General features: G+C 69.2%; 15 protein-coding genes. 9 read left to right on the plus strand and 6 right to left on the minus strand.

What is annotated here, in order from left to right:
- Nucleotides 1-24 precede the first annotated feature (24 nt).
- The 3 genes from ASD35_RS06140 to polA all read right to left on the minus strand — a co-directional run bounded on the left by ASD35_RS06140 (nt 25) and on the right by polA (nt 3,826).
- Nucleotides 25-645 (minus strand): AAA family ATPase, encoded by a 621-nt coding sequence (locus ASD35_RS06140; RefSeq protein ID WP_056873993.1) that lies wholly within the window; start codon nt 643-645, stop codon nt 25-27.
- A 3-nt stretch (nt 646-648) separates the two neighbouring features.
- The gene (locus ASD35_RS27935) at nt 649-996 is read right to left on the minus strand and encodes a type II toxin-antitoxin system Phd/YefM family antitoxin (RefSeq protein WP_056873994.1); all 348 of its coding nucleotides are present in this window, start codon (nt 994-996) and stop codon (nt 649-651) included.
- Between the two features lie 67 nt (nt 997-1,063).
- Nucleotides 1,064-3,826 carry a DNA polymerase I gene (gene polA / locus ASD35_RS06150; RefSeq protein WP_056873995.1) on the minus strand — a complete coding sequence of 921 codons (2,763 nt, stop codon included), beginning with the start codon at nt 3,824-3,826 and terminating at the stop codon, nt 1,064-1,066.
- A 41-nt stretch (nt 3,827-3,867) separates the two neighbouring features.
- Here polA and ASD35_RS06155 point away from each other — a divergent pair, with 41 nt between their 5' ends.
- The 4 genes from ASD35_RS06155 (at nt 3,868) to ASD35_RS06170 (ending at nt 8,282) form a co-directional block, all read left to right on the plus strand.
- Nucleotides 3,868-4,161 (plus strand): hypothetical protein, encoded by a 294-nt coding sequence (locus ASD35_RS06155; protein WP_056873996.1) that lies wholly within the window; start codon nt 3,868-3,870, stop codon nt 4,159-4,161.
- Nucleotides 4,162-4,201: 40 nt separating this feature from the next.
- A complete protein-coding gene (locus ASD35_RS06160) occupies nt 4,202-5,191 on the plus strand; it encodes a homoserine kinase (protein ID WP_056873997.1) in 990 nt (329 codons plus the stop codon).
- 5 nt (nt 5,192-5,196) lie between these two features.
- Nucleotides 5,197-6,024 (plus strand): BPSS1780 family membrane protein, encoded by an 828-nt coding sequence (locus tag ASD35_RS06165; protein WP_157275400.1) that lies wholly within the window; start codon nt 5,197-5,199, stop codon nt 6,022-6,024.
- A 125-nt stretch (nt 6,025-6,149) separates the two neighbouring features.
- Entirely contained in the window at nt 6,150-8,282 is a 2,133-nt protein-coding gene (locus ASD35_RS06170; RefSeq protein ID WP_235538286.1) for a PhoX family phosphatase, read from the plus strand.
- A gap of 9 nt (nt 8,283-8,291) precedes the next feature.
- On the opposite strand, the gene ASD35_RS06175 is transcribed toward ASD35_RS06170, so the two are convergent.
- Entirely contained in the window at nt 8,292-8,714 is a 423-nt protein-coding gene (locus ASD35_RS06175) for a PaaI family thioesterase (protein WP_056873999.1), read from the minus strand.
- Between the two features lie 65 nt (nt 8,715-8,779).
- Between ASD35_RS06175 and ASD35_RS06180 the strand changes: the two genes are divergently transcribed.
- Nucleotides 8,780-9,589 carry a class I SAM-dependent methyltransferase gene (locus ASD35_RS06180; protein WP_157275401.1) on the plus strand — a complete coding sequence of 270 codons (810 nt, stop codon included), beginning with the start codon at nt 8,780-8,782 and terminating at the stop codon, nt 9,587-9,589.
- Between the two features lie 145 nt (nt 9,590-9,734).
- On the opposite strand, the gene ASD35_RS06185 is transcribed toward ASD35_RS06180, so the two are convergent.
- On the minus strand, nt 9,735-12,107 hold the full coding sequence (locus ASD35_RS06185; RefSeq protein ID WP_056874000.1) for a UvrD-helicase domain-containing protein: 2,373 nt from the start codon (nt 12,105-12,107) through the stop codon (nt 9,735-9,737).
- 185 nt (nt 12,108-12,292) lie between these two features.
- Between ASD35_RS06185 and ASD35_RS06190 the strand changes: the two genes are divergently transcribed.
- A complete protein-coding gene (locus ASD35_RS06190; RefSeq protein WP_157275402.1) occupies nt 12,293-12,886 on the plus strand; it encodes a hypothetical protein in 594 nt (197 codons plus the stop codon).
- 79 nt (nt 12,887-12,965) lie between these two features.
- Here ASD35_RS06190 and ASD35_RS06195 read toward each other — a convergent pair whose 3' ends face one another.
- Complete coding sequence (locus tag ASD35_RS06195; protein ID WP_056874002.1) at nt 12,966-13,232, minus strand: hypothetical protein; 267 nt, start codon at nt 13,230-13,232, stop codon at nt 12,966-12,968.
- Nucleotides 13,233-13,287: 55 nt separating this feature from the next.
- Here ASD35_RS06195 and ASD35_RS06200 point away from each other — a divergent pair, with 55 nt between their 5' ends.
- The 3 genes from ASD35_RS06200 to ASD35_RS06210 are packed head-to-tail and all read left to right on the plus strand — an operon-like array spanning nt 13,288 to nt 14,878.
- Nucleotides 13,288-13,803, plus strand: coding sequence for a GNAT family N-acetyltransferase (locus tag ASD35_RS06200; RefSeq protein ID WP_056874003.1), 516 nt, complete (start codon nt 13,288-13,290; stop codon nt 13,801-13,803).
- The gene (locus ASD35_RS06205) at nt 13,800-14,192 is read left to right on the plus strand and encodes a YchJ family protein (protein ID WP_082579949.1); all 393 of its coding nucleotides are present in this window, start codon (nt 13,800-13,802) and stop codon (nt 14,190-14,192) included. Before ASD35_RS06200 ends, ASD35_RS06205 begins: the two co-directional genes overlap by 4 nt.
- The gene (locus ASD35_RS06210) at nt 14,189-14,878 is read left to right on the plus strand and encodes a pseudouridine synthase (protein ID WP_056874004.1); all 690 of its coding nucleotides are present in this window, start codon (nt 14,189-14,191) and stop codon (nt 14,876-14,878) included. Before ASD35_RS06205 ends, ASD35_RS06210 begins: the two co-directional genes overlap by 4 nt.
- The last annotated feature ends 8 nt before the right edge of the window (nt 14,879-14,886 follow it).

Consider the following 14,886-nt stretch of genomic DNA (forward strand, 5'->3'; position numbering starts at 1 on the left):
CTCCCTTTGTGGCGCGGATGATAGTCAACGCAGTGCCGCGGCCAGCAGGGGTTTGGCCCAGGCCGGGACGCTGCGCAGCGGCGCATGCGCGACGACACGGCCGGCCTGCATCTGCAGCAGCAGCACCGGCTGCGGCCGGCGGCCCTGGCGCGGGTCGGCTTCGAAGCTGTTGTCGTAGACGTGCAGGCTGGCCAGGTGCGGCATCAGCTTGACGAGGTTGGCGCGGCTGGCGTCGAAGCGCTCGCGCACCTTGGCTTCCGGGATGTCATGACCACCCGCGGCCACGCGTGCCTGGATGCGGCGCAGGTGCAGCTCCGGCGTTGCCAGGCCGGCGTACCAGACGTGAACCTCGGCACCGTCACGCGCGCCGTCCAGCAGCAGCCGGGTCATGCTCGTGCCGCCCAGCGTCGTCTCCAAGGCATACGTCAGCCCTTCGGCCAGCGCGCGGTCCACGCCTCGGCGGCCCAGCGTCCAGGCCAGGCCGTTGGCCTGTTCGGCGGACAGGCCGGGTTGCTGCTCGCGCAGGCGAGCGGCGGCGATGTCGGGATTGAAAAACTCGGCGCCGTTGGCCTGGATGGCCGCGCCGCCCAGCGAACTCTTGCCGGCACCGTTGACGCCGGCCAAGACAAAGAGACGGGCAGGCAAGGCTCAGGCGGCCTTGCGACGGGAAGGTTTGGCGGCTTTGGCTGCGACGGCGCCAAGGGCCTCGGGCGCCATTGCGAAAGCGTCGGCCAGCGCGTTGCCCTGCCCTTGCATGCGCGCCAGCATCGCGTCGAACTCGCCGCCCAGGGCGCCCAGGTCGGGCTCGGCGGCGCGCTGCATCTCGCGGTAGCGCTCCACCGACATCAACACATAGGCCGGCTGGTCATGCTTGGTGATCAGCACTGCGCCATGCGCCGCCACCGTGCGGCCGACCTTCTGGATGCCGGCGACCAGTTGGGTGGCGGACACGCTGGGCAGCTGGTCTGCAATGGCTTGTTCGAGGACGGCGGACATGGCTATCTCCAGTAATTTATGTATTTTGCCATTTTTCAGGAAAACACATGAACCCCATGCCGCCAGATCAATGCGCCTCTTCCCAGTTGGACCCCACACCCACCTCGGCCAGCAGCGGCACCTTCAACGCCGCCACGCCGGCCATCAGGCGCGGCACCTCGGCTCGCATCCAGTCCAGTTCGGCCTCCGGCACCTCGAACACCAGTTCGTCGTGCACCTGCATGACGATCTTGGCCTGTTTGCCCGCACGGTCCAGTTCGGCCTGCACGGCCAGCATAGCCAGCTTGATCAGGTCGGCCGCCGTGCCCTGCATGGGCGCGTTGATGGCCTGCCGCTCCGCGCCGGCGCGGCGCTGGCCGTTGCCGCCGCGGATCTCGGGCAGGTAGATGCGGCGGCCGAACAGCGTCTCGACGAAGCCGCGCTCGGCGGCGCGGGCCTTGGTCTCGTCCATGTAGCGCTTCACGCCCGCGAAGCGGGTGAAGTAGCGCTCGATGTAGTCCTTGGCGGCCTTCTGCTCGATGCCCAGCGCCGAGGCCAGCCCGAAGGCGCCCATGCCGTAGATGAGGCCGAAGTTGATGGTCTTGGCATAACGACGCTGTTCGCTGGAGACCTCGTCCAGCGCGATGCCGAACACCTCGCTGGCCGTCGCGCGGTGCACGTCCTGGCCTTCCTGGAAGGCGCGCAGCAGGCCCGGGTCCTCGCTGATGTGGGCCATGATGCGCAGTTCGATCTGCGAGTAGTCGGCGCTGACGATCCTGAATCCCTCGGGCGCGACGAACGCTTCGCGCACGCGGCGGCCCTCGGCCGTGCGGATGGGGATGTTCTGCAGGTTGGGCTCGTTGCTGGACAGCCGGCCCGTGACCGCCACCGCCTGCGCGTAGTTCGTGTGCACGCGGCCGGTGTGGGCGTTGATCTGCAGCGGCAGCTTGTCGGTGTAGGTGCTCTTCAGCTTGGACAGGCCGCGGTACTCCAGGATCTTGGCCGGCAGCGGGAAATCGGCGGCCAGCTCGGTCAGCACCTCCTCGTCGGTGGATGGCGCGCCGGTGGCGGTCTTCTTGACGACGGGCAAGCCCAGCTTGCCGAACAGGATGTCGCCGATCTGCTTCGGCGAACCGATATTGAACGGCTGGCCGGCGATGTCGTAGCACTGCGATTCCAGCAGCACCAGGCGCTGGCCGATCTCGTGGCTCTGCAGCTTGAGCTTCTCGGAATCGATCAGCACGCCGTGGCGCTCCACGCGGGCCAGCAGGTCGGCCGTGGGCATCTCGATGTCGCGGTAGATGCGCGTCAGGCCCACATCGGCCTCGATCTGCGGCCAGAGCGCGCTGTGCAGGTGCAGGCACATCTCGGAGTCTTCACCCGAGTAGGTGGTCGCCTTGTCCACGCTCACCTGCGCGAACGGGATCTGGTGCGCGCCCTTGCCGCACAGGTCCTCGTAGCTCAGGCCCTTGCGGCCGAGGTGGCGCTCGGCGAGTGCTTCGAGGTTGTGGGTCTTGTGGGCCTCCAGCACGTAGCTCTGCAGCAGCGTGTCGTGCTGAACGCCGCCGAGGTTGATGCCATGGTTGAGCAGCACGTGGCGGTCGTACTTCAGGTTCTGCCCGATCTTCTTGGCCGAATCGTCCTCCAGCCAGGACTTCAGCCGCGCCAGCACCGCGGCCAAGGGCAGTTGCTCCGGTGCGTCCGGGCCGCTGTGCTGCAGCGGGATGTAGGCCGCCTCGCCCGGCTTGTCGGCGAAGGAGATGCCGACGATGCGCGCGGCCATCGGGTCCAGCGAGTCGGTCTCGGTGTCCAGCGCGACCAGCGGCGCGGCGTGCAGGCGGACCAGCCAGGCCTCGAGCTGCTCGAAGGTCAGGATGGTCTCGTACCTGCGCTCGATGTCCGCCGCACCGGCGGGCGGCTCCGGCTCGTCGAACAGGCCGGGATGGGCCGCGGGTGGGGCCTTGGGCTTGGCGACCACCGCGGTGCCGGTCAACTCCTCCAGCCACTGCTTGAAGCCGTTGCGCACGTAGAACTCGCCGAGAAGCGCCTTGTCCGGCTCGCGGAAGGCGAGGTCGTCCAGCTTGGGCCAGCCGGGCACATGCTCGGCGAGCTCGCAGTCCACCTTCACGGTGACGAGCTTGCGGCCCGTCGGCAGCCAGTCCAGCGTGGCACGCAGGTTCTCGCCAGCCTTGCCCTTGATGGCGGAGGCCGCGGCCATGACGCCGTCCAGCGAGCCGTACTCGGCAATCCACTTCGCCGCCGTCTTGGGGCCCACGCCCGGCACGCCGGGCACGTTGTCCACGGTGTCGCCCATCAGCGTGAGGTAGTCGACGATGCGGTCCGGCGGCACGCCGAACTTGGCCAGCACGCCCGCTTCGTCCAGCCGCTCGTTGCTCATCGTGTTGATGAGCTCCACGTCGGCATTGACGAGCTGGGACAGGTCCTTGTCGCCCGTCGACACGATCATGCGGTGGCCCTCCTTGGCGCCGATGCAGCACAGCGTGCCGATGACATCGTCCGCCTCCACGCCCGGCACCGTCAGCGTGGGCCAGCCCAGCAGCTTGACGACCTCGTGGATGGGCTCGATCTGGGCGCGCAGCTCCGGCGGCATCGGCGAGCGCTGGGCCTTGTACTCGGGATACCACTCGTCGCGGAAGGTAGGGCCCGAGGCGTCGAACACGCAAACGGCATGTTCCGCGCCGACGTCGCTCTGCAGCTTTTTCAGCATCGCCACCATGCCGCGCACGGCGCCGGTGGGCTGGCCTTCCGGGCCCCGCAGGTCGGGCATGGCATGGAAGGCGCGATACAGGTAGCTGGAGCCGTCGACCAGCAGCAGGATGGGTTTACTCATGGCGACGGATTCTCGGGCAGGCGCCACCTAGAATCGGCAGCATGCTTCGCCTCGCCGTACCGATCCTGCTCGCAGCCCTGGCCAGCAGCGCCCTGGCCGACCCGCCGCCCGAGCCCAAGGTCGAGAGGACCGTGGCCGAGGACGACCAGGTCCGCATCGAAGAGTTGAAGGTGCGCGGCGAGGCCAAGAAGGTCACGGTCAAGAACAAGATCACCAAGGCCCCCGACTACGAGATCGTCGTCAACGACGCGGGCCGCGAGTCCGCCGGCGGCACCGGCACGGGCATGCCCAAGAGCGGCTCGGGCACGCGGGTCTGGCGCGTCCTCAAATTCTGATTCCCGGCGGCCCTCCGGGTCGCTGACCTGCCCCTCCCCCATGGCCGTTTTCACCGAAGTCAGCGCCGCGCAGGCGCAAGCCCTGCTGGACCACCTCTCCCTCGGGCGCCTCACCTCGCTGCGCGGCATCGGCGCCGGCATCGAGAACACCAACTACTTCGTCGATTGCGAGCACGGCCACTACGTGCTGACGCTGTTCGAGCGCCTGACGGCCGAGCAGCTCCCGTTCTACCTGCGGCTGATGCAGCACCTGGCGCAGCGCGGCATCCCGGTGCCCGAGCCGCATGCGGACGCGGCCGGCGAGATCCTGTTCGAGGTCGCCGGCAAGCCCGCGGCCATCGTGGACCGCCTGCATGGCGGCCACCAGCTGGCGCCCGACGCCTTCCACTGCGCCCAGGTTGGCGCGACGCTGGCCCGCATGCACCTGGCCGGGCAGGACTTCGCCATGCACCAGCCCAACCTGCGCGGCCTGGCGTGGTGGCAGCAGGTGGTGCCGCAGTTGCTGCCCTTCCTGGATGCCGGCCAGGCCGGTCTGCTGACAAGCGAGCTGGCCTACCAGGAGCAGCTGGCTGCGTCGGCGCGCTATGCCGATCTGCCCAAGGGCCCCATCCACGCCGACCTGTTCCGCGACAACGTCATGTTCGAACCCGGCGAGGGCCCGGGCCGTGAGCGGCTGACCGGCTTCTTCGACTTCTACTTCGCCGGCGTCGACACCTGGCTGTTCGACCTCGCCGTCTGCCTGAACGACTGGTGCATCGACCTGACCAGCGGCCGCCTCATCGAGGAGCGCGCCAGCGTCTTCGTGGCGGCCTACGAGAGCGAGCGGCCGCTGTCCGGCGCCGAGCACCGCCTGCTGCCGGCGCTGCTGCGCGCCGCGGCGCTGCGCTTCTGGGTGTCGCGCCTGTACGACCTGCACTTGCCGCGCGAGGCCTCGCTGCTGAAGGCGCACGACCCCAGCCACTTCGAGCGGGTGTTGCGCGAGCGCATGGCCAAGCCCTGGCACGCCTTGCACGGCGAGGCCGCCGAATGACGACGATGCAACTCCATCTCCAGCAGGTGCCTGCGCGCAACGGCCGGCTCTGGATACGCCACGGCTTCAAGGTCTTCCAGCGCCAGCCGATGGCGCTGGCGGGCCTGTTCGGCCTGTTCCTGTTCGTCGGCTTCGCCGCGATGCTGCTGCCCTATGTCGGCCTGATGCTGACGATGGCATCGCTGCCGCTGCTGTCGCTGGGCTTCATGCTGGCCACGCACCTCGTGCTGCAGAAGAAGACGCCCACCGCCGCGGTGTTCATCGCGCCGCTGAAGCTCACCCCGGAACGCCGGCGCAGCCAGCTGCTGCTGTGCTTCAGCTACGCCGGCGCGGCGCTGCTCATCGGCCTGCTGTCCGACTGGGTGGACGGCGGCAGCACGAGCGACCTGCAACGCCTGATCGCCGAGAACGCCGACAACGACACCATCGCGAACGCCGCCACCGACCCGCGCCTGTTCTGGGGCCTGGCCACGCGACTGGGACTGGTGGCGCTGCTGTCGGTGCCCTACTGGCATGCGCCGGCCCTCGTGCACTGGGGCGGCCAGGGCGTGGCGCAGGCGCTGTTCTCCAGCACGCTGGCGCTGTGGCGCAACAAGGCGGCGTTCGCGCTGAATGCGCTGCTGTGGGGTGGCCTGCTGCTGGCCGTGGCCAGCAGCGTCAGCCTCGTGTTCGGCCTGCTGGGCCTGGCGCAGTTCGCGCCCATGGTGCTGATGGCCACTTTGCTGCTGCTGTCGACGGTGTTCTACGCGTCGCTCTACTTCAGCTTCGTCGACTGCTTCATGTTCGGCGCGCCGCCGGACGTGCTCAGCGAACCGCAGTCTTCATCGTCCTGACATGCCGGGTTTGAAGAATGCCAGGCTCCAGCATTGCGGAGCCCCTCTTGAACCTGCCCAGCCTCACCTGCCCTCCAAACGACTACGACGATGACGCCGTCGTCAACACCTCGGCCAACACCCACATGGCCGATGTGCTGGCGGCACGCCTGAGCCGCCGCCAAGCGCTGCGCGGCGGCCTCAGCGTCACGGCAGCCGCCCTGCTCGGCGGCGCCAGCCTGACGGCCTGCTCCTCCGACGACGACGCTCCCACACCGTCCCCCGCGCCGGCGCCTGCGCCCGCACCGGCCGCCGCACCCAAGCTCGGCTTCACGGCCGTGGCCAAGAACAAGAACGACCTCGTCACCGTGCCCGAGGGCTACCAGGTCAGCATCCTGCACGCGCTGGGTGACCCGCTGCACTTCGGCGACGAGTCCTGGAAGGACGACGGCAGCGAAAGCGCCGACTCGTACCAGCGCCGCGTCGGCGACGGGCATGACGGCATGCACTGGTTCGGGCTGTCCGACACCGGCACCTACCAGGCCGACCGCTCGGATCGCGGCCTGCTGTGCGTCAACCACGAGTACGTCGTCGCGCCCTACGGCTTGCACCCGGCCGGCCGCAGCGCCGGCGCCACGCGCAATGCCGCCGAGGTCGAGAAGGAGATCTATGCCCACGGCGTCAGCGTTGCCGAGGTCAAGCGCGACGCCGCCGGCACGGCCATGGTGCGCGGCTCGCGCTTCAACCGCCGCGTCACCTCGGCCACGGTGATGGACTTCACCGGTCCGGCGCGCGGCTCGGCGCTGCTGGCGACGAAGTTCTCGGCCGGCGGCACGCAGACACGCGGCACCAACAACAACTGCGCCAACGGGTACACGCCCTGGGGCACGTACCTGACCTGCGAGGAGAACTACCTCAACGTCATCTCGCGCGCCGCTGGCGACGATGCCAAGCGCAGCGCCAAGGAAGTGGCAGGACTGAACCGCTACGGCCTGCCGCAGAACCGCAAGAGCCCGTACTTCTGGGAAACCGCGGGCACGGCCGACCTGTTCGCGCGCTGGGACTCCTCAGCGACCGCTGCCACCGCCGCGGACGACTATCGCAACACCATCAACACCTTCGGCTGGGTCGTCGAGATCGACCCCTTCGCGCCGGACGCCACGCCCGCCAAGCGCACCGCGCTGGGCCGCTTCAACCACGAAGGCGCCTGGCCCGCGCCCGCCGTGGCCGGCAAGCCGGTGGTCTTCTACATGGGCGACGACTCGCGCAACGAGTACATCTACAAGTTCGTCTCCAAGGCGCCGTGGGACGCGGCCGACGTGGGCAAGGGCATGGCGGCTGGCGCCAAGTACCTGGACGAAGGCACGCTGTACGTCGCCAAGTTCCACGCCGACGGCAGCGGCGAATGGCTGGAGCTGACCTTCGGCAAGAACGGCCTGGACGCCACCAACGCCGCCTACCCGTTCGCCGATCAGGGTGACGTGCTCATCCACGCCCGCCTGGCGGCCGACAAGCTCGGCGCCACCAAGATGGACCGGCCGGAATGGGGCGCGGTGAACCCGCTGAACGGCGAGGTCTACATGACCCTGACCAACAACAGCAACCGCGTCGCCAACACCGCCACGCCGACCGGCAGCCAGCTCAAGCCCGACGCGGCCAACCCGCGCTACTACGAGGACGTCAAGGGCGGCAGCACCTCGCAGAAGGGCAACCCCAACGGCCACATCATCCGCTGGCGCGAGGACGCGGCGAGCGTCACGAAGTTCGCCTGGGACATCTACCTGTTCGGCGCCCAGGCCGACGCGGCAGCCGACGTGAACCTCTCCGGCCTGACCGACGTCAACGACTTCTCCAGCCCCGACGGCCTGCACTTCGACAAGCGCGGCATGCTGTGGGTGCAGACCGACGACGGCGCCTACACCGACATCACCAACTGCATGATGCTGGCCGCCGTGCCGGGCAAGGTGGGAGACGGCGGCGCGGCCAACGCGGCGGGCGGCACCAGCACGATCAAGGGCGCCAATGCGACCGCCGACACGCTGCGCCGCTTCCTCGTCGGCCCCAGGGAGTGCGAGATCACCGGCATCGCAATGACGCCGGACAGCAAGACGCTGTTCTTCAACGTCCAGCACCCCGGCGAGGACGGCACGCCGGACTGGGTCGCCAAGACCTTCGGCAGCTACTGGCCGGCCAGTCAGGCCGACGCGGCTGCGAAGAAGCGCCCGCGCTCGGCCACTGTGGTCGTCACCCGCAAGGACGGCGGCGAGATCGGGCTCTGATCCCCTGTCTCAGCGGTCCCGCGGGATCGCATAGGTGCCGGTGGCGTGGGCCACCGGCTCTTCTTCGCCTTCCGAGAAGATCCACACCTCGCCCACGGCGAGCGACCGACCCAGCTTCATCAGCCGGCAGCGCGCCACGACGCGGCGGTCGGCGCGCGGCTTGTGCAGGAAATTGATGGACAGGTTGGTCGTCACCGCCAGTGGCACGATGCCGATGCGCGCCAGGATGGCGATGTAGAGCGCCACGTCGGCCAGCGTCATCATGACCGGGCCCGACACCGTGCCCCCGGGCCGCAACTCCGTCTCGCCGACGGGATGGGCGACGACGACGCTGCCGTCCTCGTCGACCTCCTCCAGCGTGCAGCGGTTCTGCGGGAACTCGGCCTGCAGGAAGGCCGACAGCTCGGCATGGGACGGGCGGTGTTCGGTCATGGCGAGTTGCAAGCAATTGCGTGTAAAGCGGCGCCGAGCCTAGCACCGCGCCCAGAATCGGCCGCATGAACATGGCCGACCGGGGCTTCACCGGCTCCATCCCGCAGCTGTACGAGCGCTACCTCGTGCCGCTGATCTTCGCGCCCTACGCGCAAGACCTGGCAGCACGCGCCGCGGCGCTGCGGCCCGCGCGGGTGCTGGAGATCGCCGCCGGGACCGGTGTGCTGACGCGGCATCTGGTGGACCAGCTGCCCGCCGGCACCGAGATCGTCGCCAGCGACCTGAACGCTGCCATGCTGGACATGGCCGCGACGCTGGGCACCGCGCGCCCCGTCGAATGGCGGCTGGCGGACGCGCAGGAGCTGCCTTACGCCGACGAGAGCTTCGACCTCGTGGCCTGCCAGTTCGGCGTGATGTTCCTGGACAGGCCGCGCGCCTTTGCCGAGATCCGCCGCGTGCTCAGGCCCGGCGGCTTCTTCCTGTTCAACGTGTGGGATCACATCGGCAGCAACGAGCTGGCCGACACCGTCACGCAGGCGCTGGCCCAGGCCTTCCCCGACGACCCGCCGCGCTTTCTCGCCCGCACACCGCATGGCTGCCATGACCTGGACGCGCTGCGCGCCGACCTGGCCGCGGGTGGCTTCGAACACCCGGCCGACGCCGTGACGCTGCCCATGCGGGCCCGCACCGAATCGCCGTCGGGGCCGGCGCTGGGCTATTGCCAGGGCACGCCGCTGCGCAACGAGATCGAGGCGCGAGCGCCGGGCCGGCTGCCGGAACTGACGGCGCACGCCGCCCAGGCCATTGCGGCCCGCTTTGGCGTCGGCCCCATTGACACGCTGATTCAGGCGCACGTCGTCATCGTGGGCCGCTGAGGACTTTCGGGCCGAGCGCCGGGCCGCCCCAAGCCGGCCCGCCATGGCGATGTGCTCGCGGCTCGATGCCGCGAGCATCACCGTCCCCTAGGGGGACCGATTGGGCTCGCCCGCGTTCAGCGCGGCGAGACCAGGCGAGGGGCACTCAATCCGTCGGCGTCAACTTCGCCACCGACAGCGCCAGCCACTTGGTGCCATGCCGGCCGAAGTTGACCTGCGCGCGCGCGTCCGCGCCACTGCCTTCCAGCGTCAGCAGCACCCCCTCGCCGAACTTGGTGTGGAACACGCCCTTGCCGACGCGCAGGCCACCGTGTTCCTCGGACACCTTGGGCTTCATGCTGGCCGGCACCGGCGGCTCCACCCAGGCGGGCCGGGCGACGTTGCCGGCGCCCACCATGCCCTTCAAGCCGGTACCCCGGTCCCAGGCCTGCTGGTACTCGCGCGCATAGCCCGAGCCGAAGCCCTGGTTGCGCGGCGTCAGCCACTTCAGTGCTTCTTCCGGCAGCTCGTCGAAGAAGCGGCTCTTGATGTGATAACGCGTCTGTCCGTGCAGCATGCGCGTCTGGCAGAAGCTCAAGGAGAGCTTCTTGCGCGCCCGCGTGATGGCCACGTACATCAGGCGCCGCTCCTCCTCCAGCCCGTCGTGGTCGGACATCGCGTTCTCGTGCGGGAACAGGCCTTCCTCCAGGCCGGTGATGAACACCGCGTCGAACTCCAGGCCCTTGGCGGAGTGGACCGTCATCAGCTGCACCGCGTCCTGCCCGGCCTGGGCCTGGTTGTCGCCGGCCTCCAGCGAGGCGTGCGTCAGGAAGGCCACCAGCGGCGACATGATCTCGCCGGTCTCGGCATCGGGCACGGCACCCGGCGTGCCGCCGGATTGGAGATTCGGGGCCACCTCGTCCACCGGCAGGCCCACGGCGTTCTTGCCGAAGCCCTCCTGCATGACGAAGGCCTCGGCCGCGTTGATCAGTTCGTCCAGGTTCTCCAGCCGCTCGGCGCCGTCCTTGTCGGTGCGGTAGAAGTCCAGCAGGCCGGAGGTCTCCAGCACCTGCTCGATGATCTCGCGCAGCGTCATGCCCTGCGTGAGGTTGCGCGTCGAGTCGATGAGGTGGGTGAAGGCCAGCAGGTTGGCGCCGCCCTTGCCGGCGATGGCCCCCACGCTCTGGTACAGGCTGCGGCCGCTCGCCTTGGCGGCGTCCTGCAGGTTCTCCAGCGTCTTGGCGCCGATGCCGCGGGTCGGGAAGTTCACGACCCGCAGGAAGCTGGTGTCGTCGTTCGGGTTCTCCAGCAGCCGCAGGTAGGCCAGCGCGTGCTTCACCTCGGCCCGCTCGAAGAAGCGCAGGCCGCCGTAGACGCGGTACGGGATGCCCGAGTTGAACAGCGCCGACTCGATGACCCGCGATTGCGCATTGCTGCGGTACAGGATGGCGATTTCCTGCCGGTCCAGCCCGCCGCGGTGCAGGCTCTGGATCTCCTCGATGACCCACTGCGCCTCGGCAAAGTCGCTGGGCGCTTCCTGCACGCGGATGGGCTCGCCCAGGCCGGCGTCGGTGCGCAGCGTCTTGCCCAGGCGCTGGCTGTTGCGGCTGATCAGCTCGTTGGCGGCGTCCAGGATGTGACCGAAGCTGCGGTAGTTCTGCTCCAGCTTGATGACCTTCTTGACGCGGTACTCGCGCTCGAAGTCCGCCATGTTGCCCACGCGCGCGCCGCGGAAGGCGTAGATGCTCTGGTCGTCATCGCCCACGGCCAGCAGGCTCTGGCCGTTGTCCGCGTTCGGCGGCGCAAACATCTTCAGCCACGCGTACTGCAGCTTGTTCGTGTCCTGGAACTCGTCGACCAGGATGTGGCGGAAGCGCCGCTGGTAGTGCTCGCGCACGGCCGCGTTGTCGCGCAGCAGCTCGTAGCTGCGTAGCATCAGCTCGGCGAAATCGACGACGCCCTCACGCTGGCACTGGTCCTCGTAGTTGGCGTAGATCTCGATGAGCTTCTTGGTCTGCTCGTCGCGCGCCTCGACGTCGCCGGGACGGTGGCCATCCTCTTTGCAACCGGCGATGAACCAGCCGACCTGCTTGGGCACGAAGCGTTCCTCGTCCAGCTTCATCGCCTTGATGACGCGCTTGACGGCCGACGTGGTGTCGCTCGCATCCAGGATCTGGAACGCCTGCGGCAGGTTGGCCAGCTTCCAGTGCGCGCGCAGGAAGCGGTTGCACAGGCCATGGAAGGTGCCTATCCACATGCCGCGCACGTTGAACGGCAGCATGGTGGAAAGCCGCGTCAGCATCTCCTTGGCCGCCTTGTTCGTGAAGGTCACGGCCATGATGCCGCCGGGGCTGACCTGCCCCGTCTGCAGCAGCCAGGCGATGCGCGTCGTCAGTACACGGGTCTTGCCGGAGCCGGCGCCCGCCAGGATCAGCGCGGGCGCCGGTTCCGCCGTCACCGCGGCCAACTGCTCGGGGTTGAGGTTCTTGAGGAGAGGACTGGTCTGAGCAGCTTCGGACACGTCTGGCACGGGATTCATCGACACATTTTAGAGAAGCGCCTTTTGACGATCTCGATGCCCCGGCATCGCGCCGCAGTCACGTCAATACTGCCCGCCCGCACGGGTCATCCCTAGCGCCAGCCCCAAGGTCTCTGCCCACAATCCGCCGCGCCCGTGCATGCAACCGAGCCGGGCACCCTGCTCCATTCCCAAACCAACCTCAAATGTCCAATACCCTTCGTCTTTTGCTGGTGGCCGCTTCGACGGCATTCCTGGTCGGCTGCGCCGGTACCAATTTCAAACGGCCCGACGCGGGTGCCCTCCAAGTCGGCAAATCGACGGCGGCCCAGGTCACGCAGGTCATGGGCGCCCCCCAGATGACGGGTGAGCTGCTGCGCAACGGCGAAAAGCTGAAATCGGTGCGCTACGCCTACGCCGAGGGTGCGGGCAGCGGCAAGTACCCCGGCGTGACGCCGGCCCGCGCCCAGGTCTTCCTGACCCACAACGACCTGCTCGTCGCTGAAGAGTTCATCAGCTCCTTCCCCAACGACGCGACCGATTTCGACGAAGGCAAGGTCAGCGCCATCGTCAAGGGCAAGTCGACCCGAGCCGATGTCGCCGCCCTGCTGGGCAACCCCAACGGCCGCGGCGTCCACCCGTTCATCAAGACCAAGGGCGAGACGGCGTTCATCTACAGCTACACGCACGTCAAGGGCAGCGTCTTCAACATGAAGCTCTATACCAAGACCCTGATCGTGTCCTTCGATGCGGCCGGCTTGGTGACCGACGTCGAATACACGTCCAGCGGAGAGAAGTGACACGGGCCGTCCCGCCCAACTGAGCGACGAGCAGCCGGCAGCCTTCGGGCGCCGGCTGTTTCTTCTTGCGCCGTGGCCCCTACCTGCGCCGCACCTTGCCGGCCCGCCCGGCCTTGGACCATTCATAGGCTTCGCCGTCGGGCGTCCGGCCGCCCTCCACGGCCGAGACGCCGGGCCGGCCGATATTTTCCTCCAGCGCCGTGGAGATGCTGACGTGGCGATGGCCCTGCCTGCGCCGGTCCTCCGCCCAGGCCAGCGCCTGGATCAGCTCGGTGCTGCCGAAGAGTTCGCACACCGGCAACGCGGCCTCGCCGTCGCCTTCCAGCCAATACACCACGATGCCCACCGTCGTTCTCCCGTCTGCTCCAGCGTCAGCGTAGCGTGTCCGCGATGATGCGCGGATGGACCATCCGCCTGCGATCGAACTGCGCCCGCCCCAGCCCGGCGACCTTGGCTGGATCATCGAGCGCCACGGCGCCTTCTACGCGGCCGAGTACGGCCTGAACGCCCGCTTCGAAGCGCTGGTGGCGCGCATCTGCGCGGACTTCATCGATGACCGCGACCCTGCGCGCGAGGCCTGCTGGATCGCCGCGCGAGGTGACGAGCGGCTGGGCAGCGTCATGCTCACGCAGGCCCGCGATGGCACGACGGGCGAGCCCCTCGCTGGCGTCGCCCGGCTGCGCCTGCTGCTGCTGGCGCCACAGGCGCGCGGCCAGGGGGTGGGCAGGCGGCTGGTGCGCGAGTGCAGCGACTTCGCACGCGCTGCCGGCTACCAGCGCACCGTGCTGTGGACCCAGAGCGCCCTGACGGCGGCGCGCGCACTCTACGCCGCACAAGGCTACCGGCTCGTCGCCAGCGAGGCGGTGAACAGCTTCGGGCAGGACGTCGTCAGCGAGACCTGGGAGCTGCTGCTGTGACCGCGCCCTGCCCCTGCGGTTCGGGCGGCGCCTACGCGCGCTGCTGCGGTGCCCTGCATGTTGCGTTCGCCAACCGCCAGGGGCTGCACGCGGCGACGCCGGAAGCGCTGATGCGCTCGCGCTACTCGGCCTTCGTGCTGGACCTGCCCGACTATCTGCGGGCCACCTGGCATGCCAGCACCCGCCCGGCCGAACTGGCGCCGCCCGAGCCGGGGCTGAAGTGGCTGGGCCTGGCCGTCAGGCGAAGCGTGTTGCAGGACGCCGACCACGGCACCGTGGAGTTCGTCGCCCGCAGCAAGCTCGGCGGCCGCGCCCACCGGCTGCACGAGGTGAGCCGCTTCGTGCGCGAGGGCGGCAATTGGTTCTACGTGGACGGCGACCTGTCTTGACGTTGGCGATCCTGCACATCGACGACCACCTCGTCGCCATCGACAAGCCGCCCGGCCTGCTGGTGCACCGCACGCAGCTCGCGGCGCACGAGGGCGAGGCCGCGCTGCAACTGCTGCGCGACCAGCTCGGCCGGCCCGTGTGGCCGGCGCACCGGCTGGACCGCGGCACGTCGGGCGTGCTGCTGTTCGCGCTGTCGGCCGAGGTCGCGTCGCTGCTGGGCGCGATGTTCGAGCACGGCCGCATGGCCAAGCGCTACCTGGCGCTGGTGCGCGGCTGGCCGGCGGCAGGCGAGGGCCTCGTCGACCATCCGCTGGCCCGTGACCCCGAGCTGCCGTCCGCCGGCCAGCCGATGCTGGAGGCGCAGACGCGCTGGCGTGTGCTGCGGCGCGTCGAGTGGCCGCTTGTCACCGACCAACGCTTCGCGACCACGCGGGTCGCGCTGCTGGAGGCCGAGCCGCTGCAGGGCCGCCGGCACCAGATCCGCCGCCATCTCAAGCACATCGCCCATCCCATCCTGGGCGACGCCACGCATGGCAAGGGGCCGCTGAACCGCGCCGTCGCCGCGCACCTGGGCACACAGCGGCTGTGGCTGCACGCGCGGTCGCTGGCCCTGACCCATCCGGTCACCGGCACGCCGCTGCAATTGCTGGCGCCGCCGGATGCGCAATGGCCCGCCGCCGGTTGAGAATCGGC

The sequence above is a fragment of the Pelomonas sp. Root1444 genome (genome assembly GCF_001426885.1).
GTDB lineage: Bacteria > Pseudomonadota > Gammaproteobacteria > Burkholderiales > Burkholderiaceae_C > Pelomonas.

Excerpts from the sequence above, each read along its gene's own strand:
- ASD35_RS27935 (WP_056873994.1), bottom strand. The coding sequence starts at position 996 with ATGTCCGCCGTCCTCGAACAAGCCATTGCAGACCAGCTGCCCAGCGTG.
- polA (WP_056873995.1), bottom strand. The coding sequence starts at position 3,826 with ATGAGTAAACCCATCCTGCTGCTGGTCGACGGCTCCAGCTACCTGTAT.
- ASD35_RS06155 (WP_056873996.1), top strand. The coding sequence starts at position 3,868 with ATGCTTCGCCTCGCCGTACCGATCCTGCTCGCAGCCCTGGCCAGCAGC.
- ASD35_RS06160 (WP_056873997.1), top strand. The coding sequence starts at position 4,202 with ATGGCCGTTTTCACCGAAGTCAGCGCCGCGCAGGCGCAAGCCCTGCTG.
- ASD35_RS06165 (WP_157275400.1), top strand. The coding sequence starts at position 5,197 with ATGCAACTCCATCTCCAGCAGGTGCCTGCGCGCAACGGCCGGCTCTGG.
- ASD35_RS06170 (WP_235538286.1), top strand. The coding sequence starts at position 6,150 with ATGGCCGATGTGCTGGCGGCACGCCTGAGCCGCCGCCAAGCGCTGCGC.
- ASD35_RS06175 (WP_056873999.1), bottom strand. The coding sequence starts at position 8,714 with ATGACCGAACACCGCCCGTCCCATGCCGAGCTGTCGGCCTTCCTGCAG.
- ASD35_RS06180 (WP_157275401.1), top strand. The coding sequence starts at position 8,780 with ATGAACATGGCCGACCGGGGCTTCACCGGCTCCATCCCGCAGCTGTAC.
- ASD35_RS06185 (WP_056874000.1), bottom strand. The coding sequence starts at position 12,107 with ATGAATCCCGTGCCAGACGTGTCCGAAGCTGCTCAGACCAGTCCTCTC.
- ASD35_RS06190 (WP_157275402.1), top strand. The coding sequence starts at position 12,293 with ATGTCCAATACCCTTCGTCTTTTGCTGGTGGCCGCTTCGACGGCATTC.
- ASD35_RS06200 (WP_056874003.1), top strand. The coding sequence starts at position 13,288 with ATGGACCATCCGCCTGCGATCGAACTGCGCCCGCCCCAGCCCGGCGAC.